Origin of the sequence: Polaromonas sp. CG_23.6, assembly GCF_029892315.1 — a bacterium.
Taxonomy (GTDB): Bacteria; Pseudomonadota; Gammaproteobacteria; order Burkholderiales; family Burkholderiaceae_C; genus Polaromonas.
In genome coordinates, this window is the sequence record NZ_JARXUY010000004.1 from 44639 (window position 1) to 68655 (window position 24017).

22 protein-coding genes and 1 pseudogene are annotated in these 24017 nt (G+C 59.6%); 18 read left to right on the forward strand and 5 right to left on the reverse strand.

What is annotated here, in order from left to right:
• Positions 1 to 27: 27 nt before the first annotated feature.
• Positions 28 to 3012, reverse strand: a complete 2985-nt coding sequence (locus H4V98_RS21460) for a Tn3 family transposase (RefSeq protein ID WP_280757965.1) — start codon at positions 3010 to 3012, stop codon at positions 28 to 30.
• Positions 3013 to 3131: 119 nt separating this feature from the next.
• Here H4V98_RS21460 and H4V98_RS21465 point away from each other — a divergent pair, with 119 nt between their 5' ends.
• Positions 3132 to 3752: a recombinase family protein gene (locus H4V98_RS21465; protein WP_280757966.1), complete on the forward strand. Its 621-nt coding sequence runs from the start codon at positions 3132 to 3134 to the stop codon at positions 3750 to 3752.
• Between the two features lie 109 nt (positions 3753 to 3861).
• Here H4V98_RS21465 and H4V98_RS21470 read toward each other — a convergent pair.
• Positions 3862 to 4344 (reverse strand): annotated as a pseudogene (locus H4V98_RS21470) (IS21 family transposase); the annotation flags it as partial.
• A gap of 562 nt (positions 4345 to 4906) precedes the next feature.
• Here H4V98_RS21470 and H4V98_RS21475 point away from each other — a divergent pair.
• The 14 genes from H4V98_RS21475 to H4V98_RS21540 all read left to right on the forward strand — a co-directional run bounded on the left by H4V98_RS21475 (position 4907) and on the right by H4V98_RS21540 (position 19162).
• Positions 4907 to 6058, forward strand: coding sequence for a HAMP domain-containing sensor histidine kinase (locus H4V98_RS21475; protein WP_280758063.1), 1152 nt, complete (start codon positions 4907 to 4909; stop codon positions 6056 to 6058).
• Positions 6059 to 6428: 370 nt separating this feature from the next.
• Entirely contained in the window at positions 6429 to 6689 is a 261-nt protein-coding gene (locus H4V98_RS21480) for a hypothetical protein (RefSeq protein WP_280758064.1), read from the forward strand.
• A gap of 9 nt (positions 6690 to 6698) precedes the next feature.
• The gene (locus H4V98_RS21485) at positions 6699 to 7121 is read left to right on the forward strand and encodes a type II toxin-antitoxin system VapC family toxin (RefSeq protein WP_280758065.1); all 423 of its coding nucleotides are present in this window, start codon (positions 6699 to 6701) and stop codon (positions 7119 to 7121) included.
• 294 nt (positions 7122 to 7415) lie between these two features.
• Positions 7416 to 8438, forward strand: coding sequence for a GlxA family transcriptional regulator (locus tag H4V98_RS21490; RefSeq protein WP_280758066.1), 1023 nt, complete (start codon positions 7416 to 7418; stop codon positions 8436 to 8438).
• 174 nt (positions 8439 to 8612) lie between these two features.
• Positions 8613 to 9263: an ABC transporter permease gene (locus H4V98_RS21495; RefSeq protein ID WP_280758067.1), complete on the forward strand. Its 651-nt coding sequence runs from the start codon at positions 8613 to 8615 to the stop codon at positions 9261 to 9263.
• A gap of 57 nt (positions 9264 to 9320) precedes the next feature.
• Positions 9321 to 10445 carry an ABC transporter ATP-binding protein gene (locus H4V98_RS21500; RefSeq protein WP_280758068.1) on the forward strand — a complete coding sequence of 375 codons (1125 nt, stop codon included), beginning with the start codon at positions 9321 to 9323 and terminating at the stop codon, positions 10443 to 10445.
• 2 nt (positions 10446 to 10447) lie between these two features.
• The gene (locus H4V98_RS21505; RefSeq protein ID WP_348535243.1) at positions 10448 to 11182 is read left to right on the forward strand and encodes an ABC transporter permease; all 735 of its coding nucleotides are present in this window, start codon (positions 10448 to 10450) and stop codon (positions 11180 to 11182) included.
• A gap of 31 nt (positions 11183 to 11213) precedes the next feature.
• On the forward strand, positions 11214 to 12107 hold the full coding sequence (locus H4V98_RS21510) for a glycine betaine ABC transporter substrate-binding protein (protein WP_280758070.1): 894 nt from the start codon (positions 11214 to 11216) through the stop codon (positions 12105 to 12107).
• A gap of 32 nt (positions 12108 to 12139) precedes the next feature.
• Positions 12140 to 13018 (forward strand): nitrilase-related carbon-nitrogen hydrolase, encoded by an 879-nt coding sequence (locus H4V98_RS21515; RefSeq protein ID WP_280758071.1) that lies wholly within the window; start codon positions 12140 to 12142, stop codon positions 13016 to 13018.
• Complete coding sequence (locus H4V98_RS21520) at positions 13019 to 14212, forward strand: acyl-CoA dehydrogenase family protein (RefSeq protein ID WP_280758072.1); 1194 nt, start codon at positions 13019 to 13021, stop codon at positions 14210 to 14212.
• 44 nt (positions 14213 to 14256) lie between these two features.
• Positions 14257 to 15801: an AMP-binding protein gene (locus H4V98_RS21525; protein ID WP_280758073.1), complete on the forward strand. Its 1545-nt coding sequence runs from the start codon at positions 14257 to 14259 to the stop codon at positions 15799 to 15801.
• On the forward strand, positions 15798 to 16598 hold the full coding sequence (locus H4V98_RS21530; RefSeq protein WP_280758074.1) for a crotonase/enoyl-CoA hydratase family protein: 801 nt from the start codon (positions 15798 to 15800) through the stop codon (positions 16596 to 16598). Before H4V98_RS21525 ends, H4V98_RS21530 begins: the two co-directional genes overlap by 4 nt.
• Positions 16599 to 16601: 3 nt before the next feature.
• Complete coding sequence (locus H4V98_RS21535; RefSeq protein WP_280758075.1) at positions 16602 to 17948, forward strand: MmgE/PrpD family protein; 1347 nt, start codon at positions 16602 to 16604, stop codon at positions 17946 to 17948.
• Between the two features lie 14 nt (positions 17949 to 17962).
• The gene (locus H4V98_RS21540; protein WP_280758076.1) at positions 17963 to 19162 is read left to right on the forward strand and encodes an MFS transporter; all 1200 of its coding nucleotides are present in this window, start codon (positions 17963 to 17965) and stop codon (positions 19160 to 19162) included.
• Positions 19163 to 19406: 244 nt separating this feature from the next.
• On the opposite strand, the gene H4V98_RS21545 is transcribed toward H4V98_RS21540, so the two are convergent.
• Positions 19407 to 20390 (reverse strand): tyrosine-type recombinase/integrase, encoded by a 984-nt coding sequence (locus tag H4V98_RS21545; RefSeq protein ID WP_280758077.1) that lies wholly within the window; start codon positions 20388 to 20390, stop codon positions 19407 to 19409.
• A gap of 46 nt (positions 20391 to 20436) precedes the next feature.
• Between H4V98_RS21545 and H4V98_RS21550 the strand changes: the two genes are divergently transcribed.
• The 3 genes from H4V98_RS21550 to H4V98_RS21560 all read left to right on the forward strand — a co-directional run bounded on the left by H4V98_RS21550 (position 20437) and on the right by H4V98_RS21560 (position 22167).
• A complete protein-coding gene (locus H4V98_RS21550) occupies positions 20437 to 21306 on the forward strand; it encodes a tyrosine-type recombinase/integrase (RefSeq protein WP_280758078.1) in 870 nt (289 codons plus the stop codon).
• Between the two features lie 316 nt (positions 21307 to 21622).
• The gene (locus tag H4V98_RS21555; protein WP_036803499.1) at positions 21623 to 21844 is read left to right on the forward strand and encodes an antitoxin MazE family protein; all 222 of its coding nucleotides are present in this window, start codon (positions 21623 to 21625) and stop codon (positions 21842 to 21844) included.
• Positions 21841 to 22167: a type II toxin-antitoxin system PemK/MazF family toxin gene (locus H4V98_RS21560; RefSeq protein WP_280758079.1), complete on the forward strand. Its 327-nt coding sequence runs from the start codon at positions 21841 to 21843 to the stop codon at positions 22165 to 22167. The genes H4V98_RS21555 and H4V98_RS21560 overlap by 4 nt, the downstream gene beginning before the upstream one ends.
• 58 nt (positions 22168 to 22225) lie before the next feature.
• On the opposite strand, the gene H4V98_RS21565 is transcribed toward H4V98_RS21560, so the two are convergent.
• Together H4V98_RS21565 and H4V98_RS21570 are read right to left on the reverse strand one after the other, a co-directional pair.
• Positions 22226 to 22627: a hypothetical protein gene (locus tag H4V98_RS21565; RefSeq protein WP_280758080.1), complete on the reverse strand. Its 402-nt coding sequence runs from the start codon at positions 22625 to 22627 to the stop codon at positions 22226 to 22228.
• 62 nt (positions 22628 to 22689) lie between these two features.
• Positions 22690 to 24017, reverse strand: a 1328-nt coding sequence (locus tag H4V98_RS21570) for a Tn3 family transposase (protein ID WP_280758081.1), incomplete at its 5' end; no start/stop codon positions are given.

Genomic DNA, 24017 nt, shown 5'->3' on the forward strand with positions numbered 1-24017 from the left:
AAGATCGCCCGCAAACCCGCGCCAGGCTTAGGTTTCGAACCCGACTCCATAGTCCACAGGCAGGGGATGGCGCTCTTTCATTTCGTAAAGTCCGAAGCGATTGAGGTGATGCGTGCGGTACGGGCTCAGTCCTGCGAGCAGCTCAGGCGTGAGTTTTATGCCATCCGTTTGCAGCTCCTTCAACGCCCGCGTGATGGTGTGGCAATTGTGGAAGATCACCAGGTTGGAGACCAGGTGGTTGTATTTGATGATCTTGAGTTGATCGTCGCGAACGTTCCGGGTGATGGTGTCGGCGCCGAAATAGGCCCACTGGGAAAAATTGTTGAAGCCTTCGCACTTGTTCTGCGCGGCTTGGATGATGCCGCGCAAGTCCTCATCGCCAATGTAGTCGAGCAAGAACGTGGTGCGAACCACCCGTCCGAGCTCGCGAAACGCGAAGTACAATTTGTTTTTGCGGCTGGCCGTGCCCAGTTTTCGCAGCACCGTCGAGGGTGAAATCCGTCCGGCCCGGATGGATTGGGCCACTTGCAGCATGTCGGGCAAATGGCAGGCGATCAGGTCCCAGTCGATCGCTTCCCTGGTGAACAAGGTGTCGATATGCTCATACGCATCCTGGGGCGTGGGCCGGAACCATTTGAGGTCTTTCCAGTTGCGTATGCGCGGCATCAGCTTGATGCCCAGCAGGAAGGCCAATGCGTAGACCGGCGCACTTTGCGCCTGCGTGTCGCCGTGCAAGATGTCGGGCTGAATGTCCGATGCGTTTTTGCTCAGGCCATCGAGGATGTAGATGGCCTCCCAAACCCCGCACGGAATGAAGTGCGAGAACAAGGCGATATAGGTATCGCTGACGTGGTAGTAGGCGATGCCGCCATGACCGCCGTAGCGGATGTGCCGCTCGGAAAGCAGGTTGTTTTCGTACAGGTTCCACTGGGTGCCGTCGGCCGCAGCGCGCCGCGTGTCGCCCCAGTACCGGGGCAACTGGAACTGGTTATAAGCGTTGATGGTGTCGGTAATCGCCGCCTCCAGTTTTTCAGTGCTCGCCTGGCGCTGATCGACGAAAGAGATCTGCCGCGCGCTGATGTCGGCGATATTGCGGGCAGTCTGGGTCGGCCCCAGTCCGGTTCCGTACGCAAACGTGGTCAGGATTTTTCGCCGCGCCTCTTCCTTGAGTTTGCCCTGGTGTCCGCTGAGCGGTCCAAGATGCCGGTCCCAGCCGATCCATTGCGACGTATCGGCAAGGACATCGAGCAGCGACAGTCCCAGCCCATCGAGCTTGGCCGTCAAGGCCTGGTCCAGCAGCGCGAACCCTTCGGGGGGCGGCGCTTTGGCAGGGCGCCCCAGCTTCGCACGGCCATCAATGATCCTGAAGAATGGATTTTCAGGATACATATCGTCGGCCTTGCGCGCGGCCACTTCCAGCAGGCCACGAACGTGCTGCACGAACGCATTCTCCTGAACCGGCAGGCCGACCTCTTGGCCATACACCTCGCGGGTGCGCGCGCACTCGTCCAGCGGCACCAGCTCATCGCGAAAGTCGGCGTATGCATTGGCGCCCACCACGCACATATCGCCCGATTTAAGCTCCCGAACCATCTGCGCGCAAACACAGGCCTCGAACTGGCGCCGATGCAGCCGCGTGGGCGCTTCGCGCTGGGCCATGCCCGTGATGAGTTTCCACCATTTCTCCGGCACCCAGGCCAGCTCTAGCAAGCTCAAACCCCCAGCCGTAGCGCTTTGCAGCACAATCCACTCACCCGAGCGTGCCCGCTGTGCGAGCATGAAGGTGAAGGCGCGCTTGAAGCTGGCATCCTGGCTGGTCGAGACAAATTGCAGTGCGCCCAGGATGCGCAGCAATTCGCTGCGCCGGTTGGCAAAGACAGGCGCCATGAAGCGGCATTCGTTCTTGCCACCGTATTCGGCATGCAAGCGCGAGAACTCGCACAGGTCGGGCCGCGAAGCGATGGTCTGGCGAACTGCCAGCAACTGCGCCTGGCCCGGCTCGGCCGACTTGAGCAAGGCGTCGAGCGAGGCGTAGCGGCGCAAAATCTCGTCGGTCTTTGCCTGGTTGTCCACCAAATACTGCTGCAATGCTTGTGCAGCCGCATGCGATACCCGGTCCATCTGTTTGCAAAAGATGATGCACAGGTCATCGGTCACGACGCCGAGTCGATGGTGCAGCACGGCCAGTGTCACCGCGTACCGCTTGGAAGCTGCCAGGTCAGCCATGCTGGCGGCATCCAGCGCACTGCCCTCCAGCGCCCATTGACTCACCTTGATGAGCGGAACCGATTTGAGTATGGCGTTGTAGCGGGAAAGCCCGCTCAACTGATCAAAGCGTGCCAGCAGCTCGCGCATGCCGTGAACGGTTGGCTTGACGGGGTCTTGCTTGAGGTCGTTCCAAGGACTGACCCGTCGGGGATTGTCCCCGACGACAAACAGCGCATCGAGAAATGCCTCGCCAGCTTCGTCCAATGCGCCATGAACTTGCCCGTACAGGGTGTGATTGGCCGCTGCGCGAGCCGCGCGTGCTTGCCGGACCAGGGTGTCGAATGCGGGCAACTCGTAGCGGCTTCGCACCAGCATCTCGATGCCGACGTTGACGATGTCGGCCACATCCTCCTTGGTCATCGCCGCATCGTTGACCGCCTCACGCAGCAGCGCCTGGCCGGCGGCGGCAAAAGGCTTGACGTTGAGAAATTTTCGCACGGCCGCCAGATGCTTTCGCCGCGCCTGGGATGCATCGTAGCGGCGCAAATCTTCTCGATCAATGCGCCGCCCAATGGCCGTGGCGATATGCTCGACGATCACTTGCGGGATCTGGCTCGACACTACGAAATATCCCAGGCGCTGGAAGGACTTGAGCAAAAGCAAAAAACCCAGTCGCGTCGTGGGTGCGCGCGCAGCGAGGGCGCCATAGGCTTGCTCCTCCTCCGTTGGCGTATAGAAGCGCTCCAGCTCCGCAGGCGATGGGCGACTTTTAAAGCGTGGATAGGCGGTATCGCTGGGTTGCAAGTGGGCGGTCCTGGCAGTTTGAAATCCAAAGCTGTATCGTTTAAAGTAAACTTTATTTGCACTGCCATTCTGGCACGGCCCCATGCGCCCTGGCGGGCGGTTTTGCGCGAAGGATTCAATTGGGACAGCGAGCGGCCATTTACTGCCGGGTTTCCACGGCCGACCAGACCTGCGAGCGCCAGGAGGCGGATTTGCGGGCGTTTGCCGCAAAAGCGGGCTTTGAGGTCGTCGGGGTCTGGAAGGAAACGGCCTCGGGCGCTAAGGATGATCGCGCCCAGCGCAAGAAGGTCATGGCGCTGGCCCAGGCGCGCGATGTCGACGTGGTGCTGGTCACCGAACTGACCCGCTGGGGCCGCTCGACGATCGATCTGTTTCACACGCTGGGCGAACTCCAGGCGTGGGGCATTTCCCTGATCGCCCAGACGGGCCTGCAGTTCGATCTGGGCACGCCGCAGGGCAAGCTCATCGCCTCGCTCATGTCCGTGCTGGCCGAGTTCGAGCGCGACCTGCTGCGCGAGCGGGTGCGCTCGGGGATTGCCGCAGCGCAAGCGCGCGGCGTACGCTTCGGGCGCCAGCCCGGCCAGCGCGTGAAAGCCGACCGCCATCAAAAGCGTGCGCTGGAGCTCGTCGCTGCTGGGCAGTCGTACCGGGAGGTCGGACTGCGTCTGGGCATCAGCAAAAACACGGTCTTGGACATCGTCAAGCGCGACCGCGCGAAACAAGCCGCGATTACAGGCTGAAGTTCAGTGGATAGTTTCACCAAAACGCATCTCTCAAATCCCTGAGATCCAAGCCGGGCGCGGGTTTGCGGGCGATCTTACTCATTTACGAACGAATCCTTACGCCTGCCCCACCTGACAGCGCAATGGTGGGGCCGGCATAGTCGATGAAGAGCTTGTCGCCAGCGCGGTGCACCTGGCGCATCGAGCGCTTGAGCGTCCTGGCAAAGCGGCGGTAGCTCTCGCAGAACTGAGAGTATCGGTAAGGCTTGACCTCACCGTCCTCGGCCCATTGGCCGCAGTATTCCTCCCACAGCAGCATCAACGTGACGCCTTTGCCTCGCAGCTCCACGTGGACCTGGCCGTAGTCGGGCGGGGCGTAGACGACCGGGCTTCTTGCCGGGCCCAGCAGTTGGCGCTCCAGCGCTCCTTCGTCCATGGCCGCGATGGCTGGCCAATCAAGCCCGGCAGTGCTGGCGAGCTTGACGTATTTGGAGATGACGCCTTTGGAGAGCTGAAGCGACGCGGCAATCTGCTCGTAGGGCAGCTTGGCGTCCAGGGTCAAACGGAGTATTTCCTTGATCTTGCGCATGGTGATCTTTCGGGCGGGCATCTGGCTTCCTGCAATTAAATGCAGTGAGGCTACCTACCCGCCAGGGTGGTCTTGACTTGCGCAACTTCACTTTCAACCCAGGCCAGAGCCGCGTTCACGATGACTGGAATCACTGTTCACGCCAGCGGAATCAGCGTTCACGCGCCCGGAATCGGTCCCCGCGAGCTACTCATTCCAGCGTTCACGTTCACTGGAATGGCTGTTCACGTTCGCCCGGAATACCCAGTCGAATATTGAGGTTTTCTTGCAAATAACTCACATGAAGAGGCACAACGTCCTCACTGGGAATGACCCCTGCACGCTTCAAAGCAATCAAAAGCAACGCAACCGGGTCCATTTTTACCAGGTCATCAGCTAAAGCTGTGATGACCTCTGTTGATGCGTCGTCTGGAGTTTTTTCGTAATCCAGACCACTGAAAATACCAGCAACAAGCTATCCGAAGGCAGATGTTTGTCCATGTCACTTTGTTTTCAGGCTGGCAAGGTAATATCTGTTGTGGAGCACATATTGCCTTTAACGCCACTAGGCAAAGGCCAGTGCAGCCTTGAAAGGCATCTTCCCATGACTTTTGTAGCCGAACCCAACCCCGGCAGCCTTGACTTCAGACTCTCGCCCACATCCCAAAGAATGCTTGAACTGCAGCACGAAGTGTTGGAACAGTGGAGCGAGCGCGTTCGAAGCGATATTGAGCCAGCTACCGCCCTCAAACAGCCCATTCTCATCAACACCTTGCCAGTGTTTTACGACAACCTGGCCAGAGCGATCACCCCCAGCTACCCGCGAGCGGATGCGATCGCCGGCACCACCGTTGCAATCGAGCATGGCGGTGAACGCGCCCGACTGACGAACTACAACCCCCAGGCCATCGTTGCCGAGTACCAACTGCTAAAAAGCGTGCTACTGGACGTTATGGAACGCCACGACGTGAGCTTTGACCATGCGCAGTTACAGGTCATCACCACCTCGATCGAGGGCGCCATCCGCCAGAGCGTTACGGCCTACGTGGTCGCTGTGGCCGCCCTGCGCGAGCAGATCGTCTCAGCCTTGATGCACGACTTCAGAAGTCCGGTAGGCGTGGTGAGCATGGCGGCCGAGCTCATTACGCGCACCACCTCACTAGCCCAGGCCCAGGCCAGCGCGAAAACCATCCTTGCCAATACAAAGCGCATGGACAAGATGCTGCGTGAGCTTCTCGATGGCCTGACGTTTGAAGGCGGCTCGCGCCTGAGCCTGGAGCTGTCCAGTTTTGACATGCTGGCGCTGGCCCAGGAGGTGGCCGAGCAGTTCGAGGCCCAGCACGGGCCCAGGTTCAAGGTCAGCGGGGCCACGGTTCAGGTGCTGTGGAGCCGCGAGGATGTCAAGCGAGCGCTGGAGAATTTGCTGGGCAATGCGGTCAAGTATGGGGAGCAAACAACCTCCATCGCGATCAGCCTCGAGCACATCGATGGACGGCTGATCGTGTCGGTGCATAACGTGGGCAACCCCATTCCCTTAAGCGAGACGGAGGATGCGTTTCAGATGTTTGCCCGGGCGCAGGCGGCTAAAGAGGGCGGCAAGGAAGGCTGGGGCATCGGCTTGGCCTTTGTCCGCAAAGTTGCCGAGAGTCATGGCGGCAGCTGCGCGGTGGACAGCTCGCTGGAGCGGGGGACCACTTTTTATATCGACATGCCGGTCGATGCCAGACCGTTTCAGAACGCCAGAATTCTAGGCTGAGTAGGGGACAGTGACCCGGCCCTCTACGCTTGATCGCAGCCTCTTCAAACCCATGGCAATGCCAGGAGCTTGCCGTGCTGCGGCGCAAGTTGCGCCAAGATCAGAACCTTTACACGTCTAAACGTCGCACCAGTGGCTCATTTTCTACGTGGAAACTTTCCCGAAAACGGTCGTTTTGTTGACACACTAAAAGCTCGGATTAGATTGAGTTTTTGGGCTGAAAAGTGTCAATAAACCGCTCCAGAAAACAATGACAGGAAAAGGTACCTTTCTTCATAACGATATCTCAAGGGTTGCAAAAGCCAACAAATTGACGATTTGAAATGTTTGTCGTAACATACAAACATTGCTTCCTCGAAAGGAGATCATCATGTCAGTCCACACGTTTTCCAGCCGGGACTTCACCCGTGACGTATCGGCAGCCAAGCGGGCTGCCATAGAGGGGCCGGTTTTCATTACGGATCGGGGGCGGCCTGCTTTTGCACTGCTCAAGATTGAGGACTACTACCGTATCGTTGGCCAGGGCGAACCCTCATTTCTGAGCGTCATGGATGGCATTTCTGGTGGAATCGGCATCGAGTTCAACCCGCCGCGACTGGACATCCAGATCCAACCCGCTGAATTTGATTAAAGGCGCTGGATGTTCATTCTCGATACCAATGTGATTTCAGAATTGCGCCACGGCAAGCCCAACCAGTCGCCCGAAGTGCGCCGGTGGGCTGCAGCGCAGTCCACGGGCAGGCTATTCTTCTCGGCCATCACGATTCTGGAACTGGAGCAAGGCATCTTGGCGCTGGAGCGCCGCACGCCGCCGCAAGGCAGCGCACTGCGCGTCTGGTTGACCGGTGTTCGAGCCGCATTCGCTGGGCGAATCCTGCCTTTTACAGACCACTCGGCGACGATCTGTGCCTCACTGCATGTGCCCAATCCTCGCTCGGAGCGCGACTCCATGATCGCGGCCACGGCCATCGAGCACGGCTTCACGGTGGTCACGCGCAATACGCAGGATTTTGTCAACACAGGGGTGACACTGTTGAATCCATGGCACGAAGCGGTGACATGAGATTTTTGCAGCCAGTTGCGCTAAATGTCGGGCTTGCTATGCCCACCAGTCATGCATTTGCCGACAGGCGTTATGTTCACTCAAGCATGAGTGACACCTTCCCTGGTTCTGGCAGGGCGTTCTCGCCTGTGTATTCAGTGAGTGAAAGCGAATCCAAACACACGGATCAGAGTCAAAGCGGTTGGCCTGGAAGTTGGCGCTCACTGGAAATTGACCCAGGGGGGGGGTGCGGCGGGGGGTCAATTTCCAGTCAGTGTTAACAACACTTTCCATCAACAGGACAATCAACTACAGATGAAACCGAAGCGAAAAGCACCTCTTTCGGGCTTGTCCCAAAGCCTTGCTGCGAGCGCCCCAGCACCCAGCAAGACAGAATATTTCGGATTTTTGCTGATGCCCGAGTTTTCTATGCTGTCGTTTGCCTCGGTCCTGGAACCTTTGCGCATGGCCAACCGGATCAGCAAGGTACAACTCTACAACTGGCAGCTTTTTTCCCCTGATGATGATGTCATCCGTCCGAGCAATGGCATCGAGTTTTTGCCTACCCGACAGCGTGAAGAAAGCGCCGACATCGACACGCTGATCGTTGTCGCCGGCATCAATCCCCTGAAATACTGCAATACCGCAATATTTGGCTGGTTGCGCGATATGGTTAAAAGAGGCGTGCGGCTTGGCGCCACCTCGACAGGGCCGTTGATACTGGCCCGCGCCAGGTTACTTAATGGCTATAAAAGTACCATTCACTGGGAAAATTTGGACGGATTTCGCGAGCAATATCCCGGCATTTTCACGAGCGAAGAACTGTTTGAATGTGACCGCGACCGATTTACCTGTTCGGGCGGAACTGCCGGTCTTGATTTGATGATGCATCTGATTGGCCTGCGTCATGGAAAGGCACTCGCGCAGTCCATTGCGGAGCAGTGCATTCATCCAAAAATTCGCCCTGCTCACGATCTGCAGCGGATGGCATTGCCGGTGCGGTTCAGTGTCGATCATCCACGGCTGGTTGAGGCCATTTCCCACATGGAAACCCACCTCGAAGATCCGCTGGCCTGCGCCACGATTGCCGAACTGGTGGGCTTGTCGCAACGACATTTCGAACGGCTGTTCCAGGATCGTTTGGGCTCTACGCCAGCACGCTTTTACAAACGCATGCGCTTGGAGCGTGCGACAGCGCTGCTAGAGCAAACATCCATGTCGATTTTGGAGATAGCAGTGGCCTGCGGATTTTCGTCCGCAGCGCACTTTTCGGCGTCTTATGTGCAGGTTTTTAGCAGCTCGCCCCATGCCATAAGACTGCGCTTGCGTGCCGTATAACGGACTGTAAAACCGGCGTCCGAATACCGATAAGGGATTACCCGCACCGTAGAGAAATGTCGTTTTTACATCGCTAAATGCCGTTTTTTTTGCATTGCGTTTGTTGATCAAAAATTACATTGAACCCCTGAGAAGAAAGCTGGCGCCACCCCGAGGGGCAACCAAAAAAAGGCTATGGAGACAATTCAATTCATTTTAGAAAATCTGGGATTGCTGGGCGCCAAGACGCTTGAGCATGTCCTGCTGGTCAGTGTCGCCGTCGGCATTGCGGTGCTGACGGGTGTACCCACAGGCATCGCCATCACCCAGAACGAACGCGCTGCAAAGTTTGTTCTCTACATCGCCTCGATTGTCATGACCATCCCGTCAATTGCCCTGTTTGGCTTCATGATCCCCATTCTTTCCAGGATTGGTCAGGGCATTGGCTACCTGCCAGCGGTGATTGCCGTGATGCTGTACTCCCAGCTGCCGATCATCCGCAACACCTATACGGCCATCAACAACGTTGACCCGGCGCTGCGCGAAGCGGCACGCGGCCTTGGCATGACGCCGATGCAGCGCCTTAGGCGCGTCGAAATTCCGCTGGCCATTCCGGTCATCATGGCCGGCGTGCGGACTGCGGTCGTCATGAACATCGGGATCATGGCCATTGCTGCGTACATCGGCGCTGGCGGTCTGGGGACCTTTATTAGCAGGGGCATCTCCCAGACCGACCCGCGCCAGCTGATCGCCGGCGCCCTGGCCGTCAGTTTGCTCGCCATCTTCGTCGATTTCTTTCTGGCCCGGCTGCAGCATTGGCTCACGCCCATCGGCATTCGCCGCTAGTTGATCTGCCAACCCCGCGCGCAGCCAGCACCCCTGTCGTTTTCAACGAGACATTTCATGATCAAACTAGAGCAACTGACCAAGGTATTCAATACCCCGACGCGGCAAGTTGTGGCGGCCGACCATATCAACATGGAGGTTGCCACGGGGGAGATCTGCGTGCTGCTCGGCCCGTCCGGTTGCGGCAAGACGACCACGCTCAAGATGGTCAACCGCATCATTGCGCCCACTTCCGGCCGGGTGCTGATCGACGGGCAGGACACAACGGACATGCCGACCGTCGAGCTGCGCCGCAAGATTGGCTACGTCATCCAGCAAGTGGGCCTGTTTCCCAACATGACCATTGAAGAAAACATTTGCGTCGTGCCGCGACTGCTCGGCTGGGACATTAACCGCTCGCGCAGGCGGGCCGCTGAATTGCTGGAGATGACTGCGCTTGATCCGGCAACATTTTTAAAGCGTTACCCGAAAGAGCTTTCGGGCGGCCAGCAGCAGCGCGTAGGTGTTGCTCGTGCGCTGGCTGCTGACCCGCCGGTCATGCTGATGGACGAGCCCTTCGGCGCGATCGACCCGATCAATCGCGCGTCCATTCAGGACGAATTTTTGAAACTGCAAAAGAAGTTGCAGAAAACCATTCTGTTTGTGAGCCATGACATCGACGAAGCCGTCAAGATGGGCAGTAAGATCGCCATTTTTAGCGCTGGCAAGCTCGAGCAGTTCGATACCCCCGACAATGTGCTGGCGCATCCAGCTCAGCCCTTCATCGCTGATTTTGTCGGTGCCGACCGAACCCTCAAGCGACTTGGCCTGGTGCGTGTGTCCGAATTGATGGCCTCAGCCGCGCCAAGCGCAAAAGGCGAAACCGACATCGTTTACGCCAAGGCCATGATGCGTGAATCTGGCGCTGCCTACCTGGTGGTGACCAACCCGGCAGGCCAACCTGAAGGCTTTGTCACTGCCGCCAGCCCGGAGCCGCGCGGGGGTACTTGCCGGGAGCATTCCACGGAGCTGACGGCCTGCGTTCTGATCACGGCCGACCTTCGGGCGGCAGTTTCAAAGATGTTTGAAAACAATGTCGAATGGCTGGCCTGCGTGGATGAGGACGGGCGCTTCGTGGGAACGCTGGACCAGCGCACAGTCACCCACATGCTGGGCAAAACCTACGCACAGGCGAAGGCTTGACCATGCCAATCGCAAGACTTCGATCCGTCGGCCTCGCGGCGATGCCGTGGGCGCTGGGCCTGCTCGTTCTGGCGCTGTTATCGATACCGCTGGGCCTTCCTGGCATGCTGCACACGTACGGAGGGGATATTGCGCACCTGCTCAAGCAGCACCTTGTGCTCGCAGCGCTGTCGGGCGGGCTGGCCATACTGACCGGAATTTCATTGGGCATCATTCTGAGCCGGGACTCAGTAGCGCGGTTCGCCGAGGCGGGGTTGCAGGTGCTCAATCTCGGCGCGACCATCCCGACGCTGGCCATTTTGGCGCTTTCCATGAGCTGGCTGGGCATTGGGACGCGGCCCGCTGTTTTTGCGCTGTGGGCAGTCACTTTGTTGCCGATTGTCCGCAACACCATCGCCGGCCTGCGCGGCGTTGAGCCTCATTTGTTGGAGGCTGGGCGCGGCATGGGAATGACGCCTGTGCAGCTGTTGGTCCAAGTGGAATTACCCAATGCCTTGTATGTCATTTTGGCCGGCGTGCGTACTGCCCTGGCCATCAATGTGGGAACGGTCCCGCTGGCCTTTTTGATTGGTGGTGGTGGCCTGGGGGAATTAATCTTCACCGGCATCGACCTCAATGAGCCGGCCATGATGCTGGCCGGTGCGCTCCCCACGGCGGGGCTGGCCGTGATTGTTGATTTTACCGTAAGCCTGATCGCTTTTTACCTGGTACCGCGCGGGGTTAACCCCCAGCGCTGAGAATTTTTCAAACAACCCACAGGAGACAACCATGACCACACGTACGACCTTCAAGCGCCTTGGCGCACTGCTTGCCGCTGGCGCGCTGGCGCTGAGCTTTCATTCAGCGCAAGCGCTAACAGTAGGAGGCAAAAATTTCACCGAGCAGCAGCTGATGGCCGAAATCACCACGCAGCTGTTGCAGGCCAAGGGGATTGCGGTTGAAAAGAAGGCCGGGCTTGGCAGTGCGGTGATACGCCAAGCCCAGGAAAACGGACAGATTGATGTGTACTGGGAGTACACCGGCACCTCGCTGATCACCTACAACAAGATCAATGACCGTCTGACGGCCGACGAGACCTACAAGCGCGTCAAGGAGCTCGACGCCGCGAAAGGTCTGGTTTGGCTGAATCCGTCCAAAGCCAACAACACCTATGCGCTGGCGATGCGCCGGGCCGACTCGGAAAGCAAAAACATCAAAACCCTGAGCGACCTGGCCAAGGCGGTGAAAGGTGGCGCCGGTTTGTCACTGGCTAGCAATGCAGAATTCGCCGCGCGCCCAGACGGGCTCAAGCCCTTGCAGGAAGCTTATGGCTTTGAGTTCAGCCGCGACAACGTTCGCCGCATGGACAGCGGGCTGACCTACCAGGCGCTGAAGGAAAAACAGGTTGACGTCGCGCTGGTGTTCGCCACCGACGGCCGCGTTCCTGCATTCGACTTTGTGCTGTTGAAGGACGATAAGACTTTTTTCCCCGCCTACGCTCTCACGCCGGTGATCCGCAAACAGGCGATGGACGCCAATCCGAAAATTGTCCCTCTGTTGAACGCCTTGTCTGCCAAGCTCGATGACAGCATCATGGGCAAGCTCAATGCCAGCGTGGACGTCGACAAAAAAACGATTGAAGCCGTGGCGACTCAATTTCTGAAAGATGCCGGCTTGAACTGAGCAGGCATAGCGCAATCAGCCCAAAGAAAACCATGAGCACAGACACTCGTCTCAAAGTAGGTATTGCGCAGATCGACTGCAAGCTGGGCGATCTGGCGCATAACCTGCAGGTCCATTTGCAGCTGATCGCCGAGGCCGGCAGTGCAGGCGTGGAACTGCTTTTGTTTCCCGAACTTTCCCTTACCGGGTACGGCCTGGGCAACGCTGTCCCCGAGCTTGCGCTGACGCGCAAATCCGTGACCATACAGACCCTGGCGCAAGCCGCAAAGGGAATGACCGTGGTGTTCGGTTTTGTCGAAGAGGCGCCAGCCGCGCAGTTTTATAACGCCGCCGCAATGGTCAAAAACGGGCAACTCGTGCACCTTCATCGCAAGGTCAATTTGCCAACTTACGGCAGGCTGGAAGAGGGTAAATTGTTTGCCGCGGGGCATCAGCTAGATCCCTTTAATGTTTCCTCGCACTGGACGGCTGGCCTGCTGACATGTGCCGACCTGTGGAACCCGGCGCTGGTACACCTGTCGATGTTGCAAGGTGCGACGCTTTTACTGGCACCTATCAATTCGGCCATCGGCGCTGTCAGCGACGAGTTTTCAAATCCCAAGGGTTGGGATCTGGTCACCCGCTTCTACGCCATGATGTACGGCGTACCAGTTCTCATGGCCAACCGCGTTGGCGCTGAAGGCGCTGCGCGTTTCTGGGGCGGCTCGCGGATTGTCGATCCTTTTGGCGAAATTCTGGCGCAGTCCGACGACAAGCCCTGCTTGCTGACGGCGGAACTGAACTACAGCGGCGTTCGAAACGCACGCTTTCAATTGCCGACCCTGCGCGACTCCAACCTGCCACTGGTCCGTCGTGAAATGGGTCGGCTGATGGCTCGGCGAGACCTTCCTGATACTGGCGAAAGGCCTTAAATGAAAGATTTTCTCTTGAACGCGGAAGACAAGTCCTTCCGGGAAGAAGCCCGCGGCCTGCTCGCTGCGGAGCTGCTGCCACGCGCTAACGCCATTGAAGAGCGCGAGGACTGGGACAGCGTCAAGGCAGCGGTGCGAAAGGTCGGTCAGGCCGGCTATCTCAAACTCATGTTTGCCGACCTGTACAGCGGGCTGCTCAAACACCCGGGCCTGACGCATGCGACCATTCTTTCTGAAGAGGCTGCGGCCATCAACTACGCCTTTGACACCACCATTGGCACGGCGATCTCATGCGCTTATCCCCTGCACCGGCATGCCACCCCCCGCGTTCGGGAACGCTACCTTCACGGCATCGTAGAAGGCCTTGAAGTGGGCGCCATCGGCGTCACGGAAGCCGGTGTGGGCTCCGACAGTGCCGGCATGCAGACCCGGATCGAATTTGATGAATCTACTAATGAGTGGGTCATCAACGGCTTTAAACGCTATATCTCCAATGCGTCGGTAGCCGACACCTACATTGTTTACGGCATCACCTCGGCAAATGTGCCAGCCCAGAAGGGCATGAGCGCGCTGGTCGTACCGCGTTCGGCGCCGGGGATGTCTTTTCCACGCAATTACCATTTCATGGGCCGGCGCGGCTGCATTGTCGGAGAAGTCGAATTTCGCGACTGCCGGGTGCCCGCCGACCATTTGCTGGGCGAGCGCGACGGTGGCTTTCGCATCATGCTGGGCATGTTCAATTTCGAGCGGGTCATCCTGGGCGGCTCGGCGCTGGGCGTTGCCCGGAGCGCCTTCGAAATTGCGGTCAAGCACGCGCAGACGCGGGAGTCGTTCGGCCAAAAGCTGGGCTGCAAGCAATTGATCTGGGACAAGATCGCCGAGATGAGCTGGCGCATCGATGCGGCGGAGCTGCTGACCTACCGGGCCGCCAAGCTCTATGACGCGGGAACACTAAGCCCGAAAGAGCTGATGAAACCCGCCTCCCAGGCCAAGCTGGTGTCCACCGAGGCCGCGCTGTATTGCGCCGACCAGACAGTGCAGATTCTGGGCGGCGACGGTCTGACCAAAGAGTACGGGCGGGCCGAACAGATTTACCGCGATGCCCGCGCCCTCACCATCGTCGGCGGCACCAGTGAAATGGTCAAGTACCTGATCGCTAGCGTCGACCTTCCCACCCTCAAGCCCAACCTGTGAATGCTGGAGACACATTGATGAACTCCCGATTGACAATCGCGTCCATGGTTATGCGGACGGTCGAGCGACATCCTGACCGCGAAGCCCTGGTGTCGGATGGCAGGCGCTGGACCTATCTGCACTGGAACCGCCGTATCAACCAGGCGGCCAACGTCCTTGCCGCGCTCGGCATACGTTCTTACGACCGGGTGGCCATTTTCATTCACTCCGGCGAAGCCGCGGCCACCGTATTTCTGGCCTGCCAAAAGCTGGGCGCCATTGCGGTACCGGTCAATTTCAGGCTGTCAGCCGGCGAGCTGGCCCATATCTTGAACGACTCTGGCGCGCGCGCGCTTATTTACGGTGCGGATTTGTCAGCGGTGGCACTGCTGGCAACGGCAGCCGACGACGGCCTGTTTAAGATTCAGGTGGGTGGGGCATCGGGCAGCGCCAGCGTTGGCGCAAGCCACGACTTTGATTCCCTGATGGCCATGGCGTCTGCGCAAGAGCCCAATGCCCATGTGCGCCCCGAGATGATCTCGGCGCTGGTTTACACCTCGGGAACCACCGGGCGCGCCAAGGGGGTGATCCATACCCACGAAAACGATGTGGCGATTGCCATGAACTGCGCGCTCGAATACCAGCTCGGCGCCGACGACCGTGCGCTGCACATTGCGCCGCTCTACCATGTCGGCGGCATGCAGGCCTATTTCACACCCCACTTGTTCGTCGGCGCTGCCAACATCATCGCGGCGCGCTATTCGGCAGCCGGCACACTGGCCGCCATCGCAGCCGAACGCATCACCAGCCTTTTTGCCGTCCCCACCCAAATTCAGGAAATGCTGTTTCACCCCGATTTCAAGGCCTACGACACGTCCTCGCTGCAGATGATCACCACCGGCGGCGCAGCCATTCCTTCTGCCACGATGGAGCGTGTAATGACCGAGTTCAGCCCGCGCCTTTACAACGGGTACGGCATGACCGAAGCCAGCCTGACGCTGCTGCTCAATCCGCGCGACGCGCTGAGCCGGCTAGGTTCTTGCGGCAAATCCACGTTGATCAGCCGCACACGCGTTGTCATCAACGATCCGGCGCGCGACGTGCGTCCCGACGAATGCGTTGCCGACGGAGAAGTGGGCCAGCTGATCGTGCAGGGCCCACAGATGACACCCGGCTATTGGAACAATCCGGCCGAGTCAGACAAGCGGCTTCGCCATGGCTGGCTCTACACAGGCGATCTGTTCAGATGCGATGAACAGGGCTACCACTATTTCCAGGGGCGGGCCGACGACATGATTGTCTCGGGTGGAGAAAATATCTATCCGCGCGAGGTGGAAGAAGTTTTGCACACCTGCCCGGGCGTGCGCGAGGCGGCCGTCATCGGGCTGCCCGACAACAAGTGGGGCAGCATCATCAGCGCCTTTATTGTGCGCAGCGACGCTGCGCTGACCAAAGACAGCATCGACGCATTTTGCAAGAGTAGCCAGCAGATGGCCGCCTTTAAGCGGCCCAAGCGCTTTTACTTTGTTGACAGCCTTCCCACCAACCCTAGCGGCAAAGTCATGAAGCGAGAACTGACCGCGCTGGCAACGGAGCTCACTCCCTCATGACCTCACCTTTGCTTATCGAGCTACAAGACGGCGTTTGCATCCTCACGCTCAATCGCCCCGAAACGCGCAACCCGATCTCGGACGGCGATACGATCGCGGCGCTTGAAGACGCCGTTCTCATGATCAATCGCGATCATGCGATCCGCGCCGTCGTGCTGACAGGCGCCGGATCGGCCTTTTCATCGGGCGGAAACGTCAAGCACATGCAGGACCGCGAGGGTATGTTTGGCGGCACACCGGCGCAGCTGCGAGAAGGCTACAGAAACGGCATTCAGCGCATTCCGCGCGCGCTTTACCACTGCGAAGTTCCCACCATCGCTGCAGTGAACGGACCTGCGATCGGCGCTGGCTGCGACTTGGCGCTGATGTGCGATATGCGCATCGCCTCCGATAACGCGCGCTTTGCCGAAAGTTTTGTCAAGGTTGGCATCATTCCTGGCGACGGCGGGGCCTGGTTGCTGCCGCGGGCGATTGGCCTGTCCAGGGCTTGCGAAATGGCGTTCACAGGGGATGCGATTGACGCCTCAACGGCGCTCGCCTGGGGCCTGGTGTCTCAGGTCGTTGCGCCCGGCCAGCTTATGAACGCGGCGCTGGCGCTGGCCCGCAGGATCACGGTCAATCCGCCAGACGTTTTGCGCATGACAAAAAAGCTGCTGCGCGAAGGGCAGCATTCGTCGCTCGAAAGCCTGCTAGAACTGTCCGCGGCGATGCAGGCGCTGGCACATCACACGCGCGATCATCAAGAGGCGGTTAATGCCATGCTGGCGCGCCGGGTGCCGGTTTTCACCGGAGAGTGAGCCATGCAGTTGTTTGAATTCATCCACCACACCCGCCACGAGCATCTGCCGGCCCCGGTGCTGGCGCAGGCCAGGCGCTGTGTTTTGGATCTGCTCGGGGTGGCCGCGGCAGGCAGCCAGTCGCTGCTCTCAAGCATCATCCGCCGCCATGCGATCGAGCACTTCGGCGCCGGCAAACGCAGTGCGCGCATGCTGTTTGACGGGCGCCGTGTCAGTCAGGTAGGCGCCGCGCTGGCCGGTGGTATGACAATTGACAGTTTTGATGCGCATGATGGCCATGTGCTGACCAAAGGCCATATCGGCGTGGCGGTGCTGCCGTCAGTCCTGGCGTTTGCCGATGCACTGAAAACGATGGATGGCCAAGAGTTTCTCACCCAGATCGTGATCGGCTATGAGATTGCCACGCGTGCCGGTGTGGCGCTGCACGCCAGCGCCAGCGACTACCACACGTCAGGTGCCTGGAACACGATTGCCTGCGCCGCTTTGGGTGCCCGGAACCTGCGGCTGGGGCCGCAGCCAACGCGCGAAGCCCTGGGTATCGCCGAATACCATGGGCCGCGCAGTCAGATGATGCGCTGTATCGATCACCCGACCATGGTCAAGGACGGCTCGGGCTGGGGAGCGATGGGCGGTGTCAGCGCCGCCTACCTGGCCGCAGAAGGCTTCACCGGTGCGCCAGCGCTGACGCTGGAAGCCGCCGAACTCGCGCCGCTGTGGGCAGACCTGGGCGAGCGCTGGCTGATACTTGACCAGTACTTCAAGCCTCATCCGGTGTGCCGCTGGGCCCAGCCTGCCGTCGAAGCGGCCATGGCCCTGGCGCGTGTTCACCGCTTGACGCCAGCAGCAATCCAAAGCATTGAGGTCTGGTCATTTCACGAAGCCTGTCGGCTCGCCACCCGCTTGCCGGCCACCACCGAGCAGGCCCAGTACAGCTTGCCCTTTTCAGTCGCTTCGGCATTGCGCCACGGCACCCTGGGCGCGGCCGAGCTGTCCGATGCCGCCCTGAATGACGTGCTAACGCAACGCCTGTCCGGCAGCGTGGTGCTGCATGAAAACAGGCTTTACAACGACCGCTTCCCGGCCGAGCGCTGGGCGCATGTGCGCGTTACCATGCATGACGGCCAGGTGATGGACTCGGAACCCGCGATTGCCCGGGGCAACCCGGAAAACGCGCTGTCTGAAGAGGAGATCGACCAGAAATTCAGGGCGTTGAGCGAGCCCGTCATGGGCCAGTCCCGCGCTAACGTCCTGGCTACAGCACTCGCCCAAATCGACCAGCCAGGCCACCCGTTCGACAACTTTCTGAACCTGGTTCTAGCGCCCGTGGCCGCTTCAGGCGCCACCGCCTGAAGCGGCCACGACGTATGCCGTCTCGTTTTGGGATACGGCCCTCAGCGCCTGTGGCAATCTCATCGCGGGCCCGCATTGCAATCCTGCTAACGGGATTTGCCGTGCTGATTACCGGAAACGGCTTGCTCGGCACCCTGGTGTCCTTGCGGCTGGCGTCGCCGGCCTTCTCAGCGACGGCCGTTGGCGTGGTGCAGTCCGCTTACTACCTGGGGTTCATGCTGGGGGCTATCACGGCCGGAAAATTGATAGGCCGGATTGGCCCACAGCGCGCGTTTTCGACATTTGCCGCGGTTGTGGCCTGCGCCAGTCTGGGGCATGCCTTTTTTTCAGGGCTGTTGGTCTGGTTTTTTCTGCGCCTCGTCACAGGCGCCTGCCTGGCAGGCATATTTTCGGTGGTGGAAAGCCAGCTTAATGCCGCCGCAAGCAACCAGGTGCGGGGCCGGGTGTTTGCGTTGTACATGATGACGACCTACCTTGGCGTGTCCAGCGGACAGCTGCTGCTAAACCTGGCCAGTCCTACCGGCAATGCGTTGTTCGCTCTGATCGCCGTGTTGTTTTCGGCTTCGCTCCTTCCCATCTTGCTGAGAGATTTTTCAGGTGGTCCCACCTTGCCAGGCCTGCTGCGCCCGCGGTTCAACCTGCGTGCGATCGTAAAAACCGTTTCCCTCGCCCCGCTGGGGATGGCAGGATGCGTTGTGGCAGGCCTGCTCAACAGCACGTTTTATTCCCTCATGCCACTGTTTCTCAAAAACATCAGCATTTCGGTCGGTCAGATCTCCGGGATCATGTTCTCGGCGTTGCTGTCGGCTTTGCTCTTTCAGTGGCCCATGGGCATGCTGTCTGACCGGTTCAACCGGCGCAAGGTGCTGTTCTTTGTCTGCTTCGTGATTGGACTCATCAGTTTAGGAGTGGTCTGCAATCAGGGCGCACTGGGCATCACAGCACTGATTTGCCTGTACGCCGGCATGATGTTCACAGTTTATGCATTGTCGGTCACATTGGTGAATGACGGTCTTGCGTCCGAGCATCGCATTGCGGCCAGCGCTGCAATTTTGTTGATGTTTTCTTTGGGGGGTTGTGTCGGTCCTGTCGTGGCATCGCTGGCGCTCACTTGGAAGGGACCCTACGGTATTTTCTGGTTTTCCCTAGGAGTCGCCTGGAGTTTTAATGTTCTGATTGTGGGAGTCTTTCGCCCCAGACGCCCAGCAAGTTAGCTGGAGACGGTAGGTGCTTGCCTACCGTCTGCCTTCCCTATCATCATCCTCAAGCGTTAAGTGGGGTGTTGACGCTGATGCGGTTTTAACCCAGGGGGCTGCCGGTTTCGACTGAGCCATCTGCAACCTTTGAAACCATCTATTGGGCAACGCTTTACGCCGCTTGCAAGTGCGTCAACGAATTGCGGCATCCAGGGTCAATTGCGCGTCAGCGTCAACAAAGGCCGTGTGGGCGCTGCTGTGCTCAAATAAGAATGCGCTCGACCTCATCGAGCGACACCTGATCCTGGCGCCGGTCATAGAGCCCAGTCGTGCGCGCGCTCTCGTGGTTGGCCATCTGCTGGGCCACTTCAAGCTTGCCGCCGTTACGAAGGTACTCCGTGATTCCGGTCGCCCGAAAGGAGTGGCATCCGATCTTCGTGGCGATCGACGCGGCGGCCGCGCGCCGCCCAATCATCCGGTAGACATCGGCCTGGCCCATCGCGTTCTCCGACAGGAGGCCCGAGCGGCCTTTGGAGGAGCGAAACAGGAATTCCTTCTTATGCCCATCGATCAGTGCCTGGTCGATGTAGGCATGCAGATACTCGTCCAGGTTGTGGTGGCAGGGCATTTCATGTTCCTTGCCTCCTTTTTCATGCAGCCGCACCCAAGTGCGCCGGCCCTGCACGTAGACATCTTCCAGGCGCATGCCGATGGCCGCCCCCACCCGCGCAAAGGTGTAGACCATCAGGGCGATCAGCGCCCGGTCGCGCAGGCCGATGGCCGTTGAGGTGTCGATGGCGTCCAGCATGGCGCGTGCCTCGTCGGCGGCCAGCACCGGCGTCTTGCCCTTGCGAACCGAATGGCGTGGCCCGCGCACCGAGCCGGCCGGGTTCGTGGGCACGATCTGCCCGACCACCAGCCAGTCGAAGAGGACGCGCAGCGCCGCCAGGTGCTGCTTGACCGAGGGCGCCGCCAGCTTTAGCTGGAGTTGCTCGATGTAAGCCGCCACATGCACCGGCTCGATTCGGGCCAGGTCCTGCAGTCCGTGCCCCGCGCACCAGGCGGCGAATTGCGAGACCACCCGGGCATACGCCCGGCGCGTGTTCGGGTTGCGGATGTTGGCAGTGAAAAATTCCAGCGTCCTGCGCGCGGCCGCAGGCGTCGGCCTGAACAGTGCCGGCAGGCTGGCCAGCTCCAGCGCAGCCAGACTTGTCGTGTTTGAAGTTAGATTTTCAATTGCATTCATTCATGAATGATAACGTCCTTTATCATTCATGATAGGATGCGCTGAAATGTCCCAGGCCATCACCCAAATCACGTCCAGCCCGCTGACCACCCTGCCAGCGCTTTTCACGCCGAACCCACAAGCGGCCAAGCGGACCCTTGAATTCTTCACCGCGCAGATCCGCAACCCCAACACCCGCCGAGCTTACGCGCGCGCCGTCAGCCGCTTTGCTGCCTGGTGCGCCGAACACGGTCTGCACGATCTGCAGGCCATCGAGCCGGTTCACGTCGCCACCTACATCGAAGGCCTGCAGCAGCAAATGACAGCGCCTTCGATCAAACTGCAACTCGCCGCCCTGCGCGTGCTGTTCGACTGGCTGGTCGTGGGCCAGGTGCTGCCCGTCAATCCAGCTTCCTCGGTGCGCGGTCCCAGGCATTCGGTCAAAAAAGGAAAAACCCCGGTGCTGGCCGCCGACGAGGCGCGGACATTGATCGATGCGATTGACACCTCGACCATCACAGGCTTGAGAGACCGTGCGTTGATCGGCCTGATGGTCTACACCTTTGCCCGCGTGGGCGCGGTGATCAAGATGCAGGTGGAAGATGTCTATGTGCAGGGGCGGCGCACTTGGGTGCGCTTGCATGAAAAAGGCGGCAAGGAGCACGAGATGCCGTGCCACCACAATCTGGATAACTACCTGCATGCCTACCTGGAAGCCGCAAAGCCTGGGGCGAAAGCCTACTTGTTTTGCACGGCCACGGGCCGCACCAGTGCGCTCTCAAGCAGGCCGATGAGCCAGTCTGATGTCTGGCGAATGATTGGACGCAGGGCCGAGCAGGCTGGTATCAAGACCAAGATTGGATGCCACACCTTCAGGGCCACTGGCATCACCGAATACCTGGGGTTGTCACAGGAAACGGAATTTAAAGCACGGTAACGATTTAGCCGTCTGAAGGCTCTCGCAAACGACCGTTTTCGAGCAGCTTTTCCGAGAATTCATCCCTTCCAAGTCCAGTGCAGCACCTGCGGCCTTCTCAAAAACCGTTCTCGCATCGGCTTCGGAAAGTTGATGTGTGTCGAGAAAAGAATGCAGCCGCAAAAGTGAAAACACTCGCAAAGCCGCATTAGCTCTCGATGGCGAATTCTTTGGCGTGCTTTAAATTCCGTTTCCTGTGATGACCCCATTAGGCGTTGCATGTAACCTATAAATCTGCTAAATTAGTTACATGTAACTAATGAAAAGGAGGTTTGCGATGGCTCTTTCCGTGGCGGTACGCGTTCAAAAGCGCCGTGATGCACTGCGCATGGCCGGGCTGCGCCCGGTGCAAATCTGGGTGCCCGACACCCGGCGTCCCGATTTCGCGGCTGAGTGCCGCCGTCAGTCCAGGCTGGCCGCGCAGGCTGACATGGCTGACGTGGACCTGCTCGACTTCATGGATGATGCGCTGGCCGATGCGGACGGCTGGAGCGCATGAGGCGGGGCGACTTTGTCACCATCGCCATGCAGGGTGATTTTGGTAAACCCCGGCCCGCCTTGATCGTTCAGTCCGACCAGTTCAACGAGCACGCGAGCGTGACTGTGCTGCTCGTGTCGAGCGCCCTGGTCGATGCCCCGCTGCTGCGCGTGACCGTGAAACCCAACCCCGAGAACGGGTTGCAGAAAGTATCCCAGGTGATGGTAGACAAGGCGATGACCGTCAAAAAGGACAAACTCGGGGAGGCTTTCGGGCATCTGAACGCCGATGGCATGCTGGAGATTGAGCGCTGCCTGGCGGTATTTCTCGGCATTGCGAAATAGGTAATCGCAGGCATATTTCACCCAACCGAGGACCCCAGAGATTGCCGCACCGACTTTTTCATGCATCACTCCCAAACAGGCTATCGAACCAGGACACATTGATCTTCCTAGACGGTGTGCCTCTTGCCGATTTGCCAACCGGCCAGCCGTAAACCATGCTTTTTTTATCCTCAACCACGGGGTATGGGTAGCAAGTTCCCTTTTCCAACTCCCATCCCTTGCCATTGCAATGGGCCAGCTTTTCCACGCTGCCGGCCTGCGCCAGCTCGTAGGCCAGACGCCCCTGATCGGTGTTGGCCCAGGCTGCCATTGCTTTTTCATCCGCCGCCGCCTGGTAGCCGGCCGCCTTGCCGGTTTCAAACCCGCTTGAATAGCCCGAGGTGTGCGTCAGCCAGGCCGTTCCTGCGAACGCCAGTGCGACCCCAAGCACCACGGCGCCAATCCACTTGACCTGGTCCACCTGGTGAAGCGCCTTGGCGTGACCGACCAGGGGTCGTCACAGAAAACGGAAAATAAAGCACGTTAAGACTTGGCAAGCGGGCGCAGAGACCTAAATTTGCCCGCGCCGACCTTGGCGCTGCTGCGCCAGAGGTAGTCGCCCGTCAGGTTGATGTGCTCCCAGCCCAGCGGCGAGAGGTGCTGCAGCAGCCTGTCATCAATGCCCTGCTCGTGCCCGCGCAAGGCATTGACCACCCGCTCCAGATAAATGGTGTTCCACAGCACGATGGCCGCCGTCACCAGGTTCAGGCCACTGGCGCGGTAGCGCTGCTGCTCGAATCCCCGGTCGCGGATTTCACCCAGCCGGTTGAAGAATACGGCCCTGGCCAGCGCATTGCGCGCTTCGCCCTTGTTCAGCCCGGCATTGACGCGCCGGCGCAGCTCCACGCTTTGCAGCCAGTCCAGGATGAACAGCGTGCGCTCGATGCGCCCGAGCTCGCGCAGGGCGATGGCCAGGCCGTTCTGGCGCGGGTAGCTGGCGAGTTTTCTGAGCATCAGCGAAGCCGTGACCGTGCCCTGCTTGATCGACGTGGCCAGCCGCAGGATTTCATCCCAGTGGGCACGGATATGTTTGACGTTGAGCCGCTCGCCGCTGATCATTGGCCCGAGCGCGTCATAGCTGGCGTGGCCCTTGGGGATGAACAGCCGGGTCTCGCCCAGGTCGCGGATGCGCGGCGCAAAGCGAAAGCCCAGCAAGTGCATCAGGGCAAAGACATGATCGGTGAAGCCGGCCGTATCGGTGTAGTGCTCCTCGATGCGCAGATCCGACTCGTGGTACAGCAGGCCGTCCAGGACGTAGGTCGAGTCGCGCACGCCGACATTGACCAGCTTGGTATGAAACGGGGCGTACTGGTCGGAAATGTGGGTGTAGAAAGTTCGCCCAGGGCTGCTGCCGTATTTTGGGTTGATGTGGCCCGTGCTTTGGGCTTTGCTGGCGGTTTTGAAGTTCTGGCCATCGGACGACGAGGTGCTGCCGTCGCCCCAGTGGGCCGCCAGGGGTTGGCGCAGCTGCGTGTTGACCAGATCGGCCAGCGCCGCTGCGTAGGTCTCGTCCCGGATGTGCCAGGCCTGCAGCCACGACAGCCTGGCATGGGTCGTGCCAGGGCAGGACTCGGCCATCTTGGTCAATCCCAGATTGATCGCATCGGCCAGGATGGTCGTGAGCAGCAAGGTTTTGTCCTTAGCGCGCTCTCCTGTCTTGAGGTGCGTGAAGTGGCCGGTGAAACCGGTCCACTCGTCCACCTCCATCAGCATGTCGGTGATCTTCACGCGCGGCAGCAGCATCGCGGCCCGATCAATCAAGGCTTGTGCCGTATCGGGCAGCACGGCATCCAGCGGCGTGATTTTCAAGC

What these genes read in the sequence shown, in the direction of transcription:
- H4V98_RS21475 (WP_280758063.1), top strand. Translation starts at nt 4,907, where the DNA reads ATGACTTTTGTAGCCGAACCCAACCCCGGCAGCCTTGACTTCAGACTC.
- H4V98_RS21480 (WP_280758064.1), top strand. Translation starts at nt 6,429, where the DNA reads ATGTCAGTCCACACGTTTTCCAGCCGGGACTTCACCCGTGACGTATCG.
- H4V98_RS21485 (WP_280758065.1), top strand. Translation starts at nt 6,699, where the DNA reads ATGTTCATTCTCGATACCAATGTGATTTCAGAATTGCGCCACGGCAAG.
- H4V98_RS21490 (WP_280758066.1), top strand. Translation starts at nt 7,416, where the DNA reads ATGAAACCGAAGCGAAAAGCACCTCTTTCGGGCTTGTCCCAAAGCCTT.
- H4V98_RS21495 (WP_280758067.1), top strand. Translation starts at nt 8,613, where the DNA reads ATGGAGACAATTCAATTCATTTTAGAAAATCTGGGATTGCTGGGCGCC.
- H4V98_RS21500 (WP_280758068.1), top strand. Translation starts at nt 9,321, where the DNA reads ATGATCAAACTAGAGCAACTGACCAAGGTATTCAATACCCCGACGCGG.
- H4V98_RS21505 (WP_348535243.1), top strand. Translation starts at nt 10,448, where the DNA reads ATGCCAATCGCAAGACTTCGATCCGTCGGCCTCGCGGCGATGCCGTGG.
- H4V98_RS21510 (WP_280758070.1), top strand. Translation starts at nt 11,214, where the DNA reads ATGACCACACGTACGACCTTCAAGCGCCTTGGCGCACTGCTTGCCGCT.
- H4V98_RS21515 (WP_280758071.1), top strand. Translation starts at nt 12,140, where the DNA reads ATGAGCACAGACACTCGTCTCAAAGTAGGTATTGCGCAGATCGACTGC.
- H4V98_RS21520 (WP_280758072.1), top strand. Translation starts at nt 13,019, where the DNA reads ATGAAAGATTTTCTCTTGAACGCGGAAGACAAGTCCTTCCGGGAAGAA.
- H4V98_RS21525 (WP_280758073.1), top strand. Translation starts at nt 14,257, where the DNA reads ATGGTTATGCGGACGGTCGAGCGACATCCTGACCGCGAAGCCCTGGTG.
- H4V98_RS21530 (WP_280758074.1), top strand. Translation starts at nt 15,798, where the DNA reads ATGACCTCACCTTTGCTTATCGAGCTACAAGACGGCGTTTGCATCCTC.
- H4V98_RS21535 (WP_280758075.1), top strand. Translation starts at nt 16,602, where the DNA reads ATGCAGTTGTTTGAATTCATCCACCACACCCGCCACGAGCATCTGCCG.
- H4V98_RS21540 (WP_280758076.1), top strand. Translation starts at nt 17,963, where the DNA reads ATGCCGTCTCGTTTTGGGATACGGCCCTCAGCGCCTGTGGCAATCTCA.
- H4V98_RS21545 (WP_280758077.1), bottom strand. Translation starts at nt 20,390, where the DNA reads ATGAATGCAATTGAAAATCTAACTTCAAACACGACAAGTCTGGCTGCG.
- H4V98_RS21550 (WP_280758078.1), top strand. Translation starts at nt 20,437, where the DNA reads ATGTCCCAGGCCATCACCCAAATCACGTCCAGCCCGCTGACCACCCTG.
- H4V98_RS21555 (WP_036803499.1), top strand. Translation starts at nt 21,623, where the DNA reads ATGGCTCTTTCCGTGGCGGTACGCGTTCAAAAGCGCCGTGATGCACTG.
- H4V98_RS21560 (WP_280758079.1), top strand. Translation starts at nt 21,841, where the DNA reads ATGAGGCGGGGCGACTTTGTCACCATCGCCATGCAGGGTGATTTTGGT.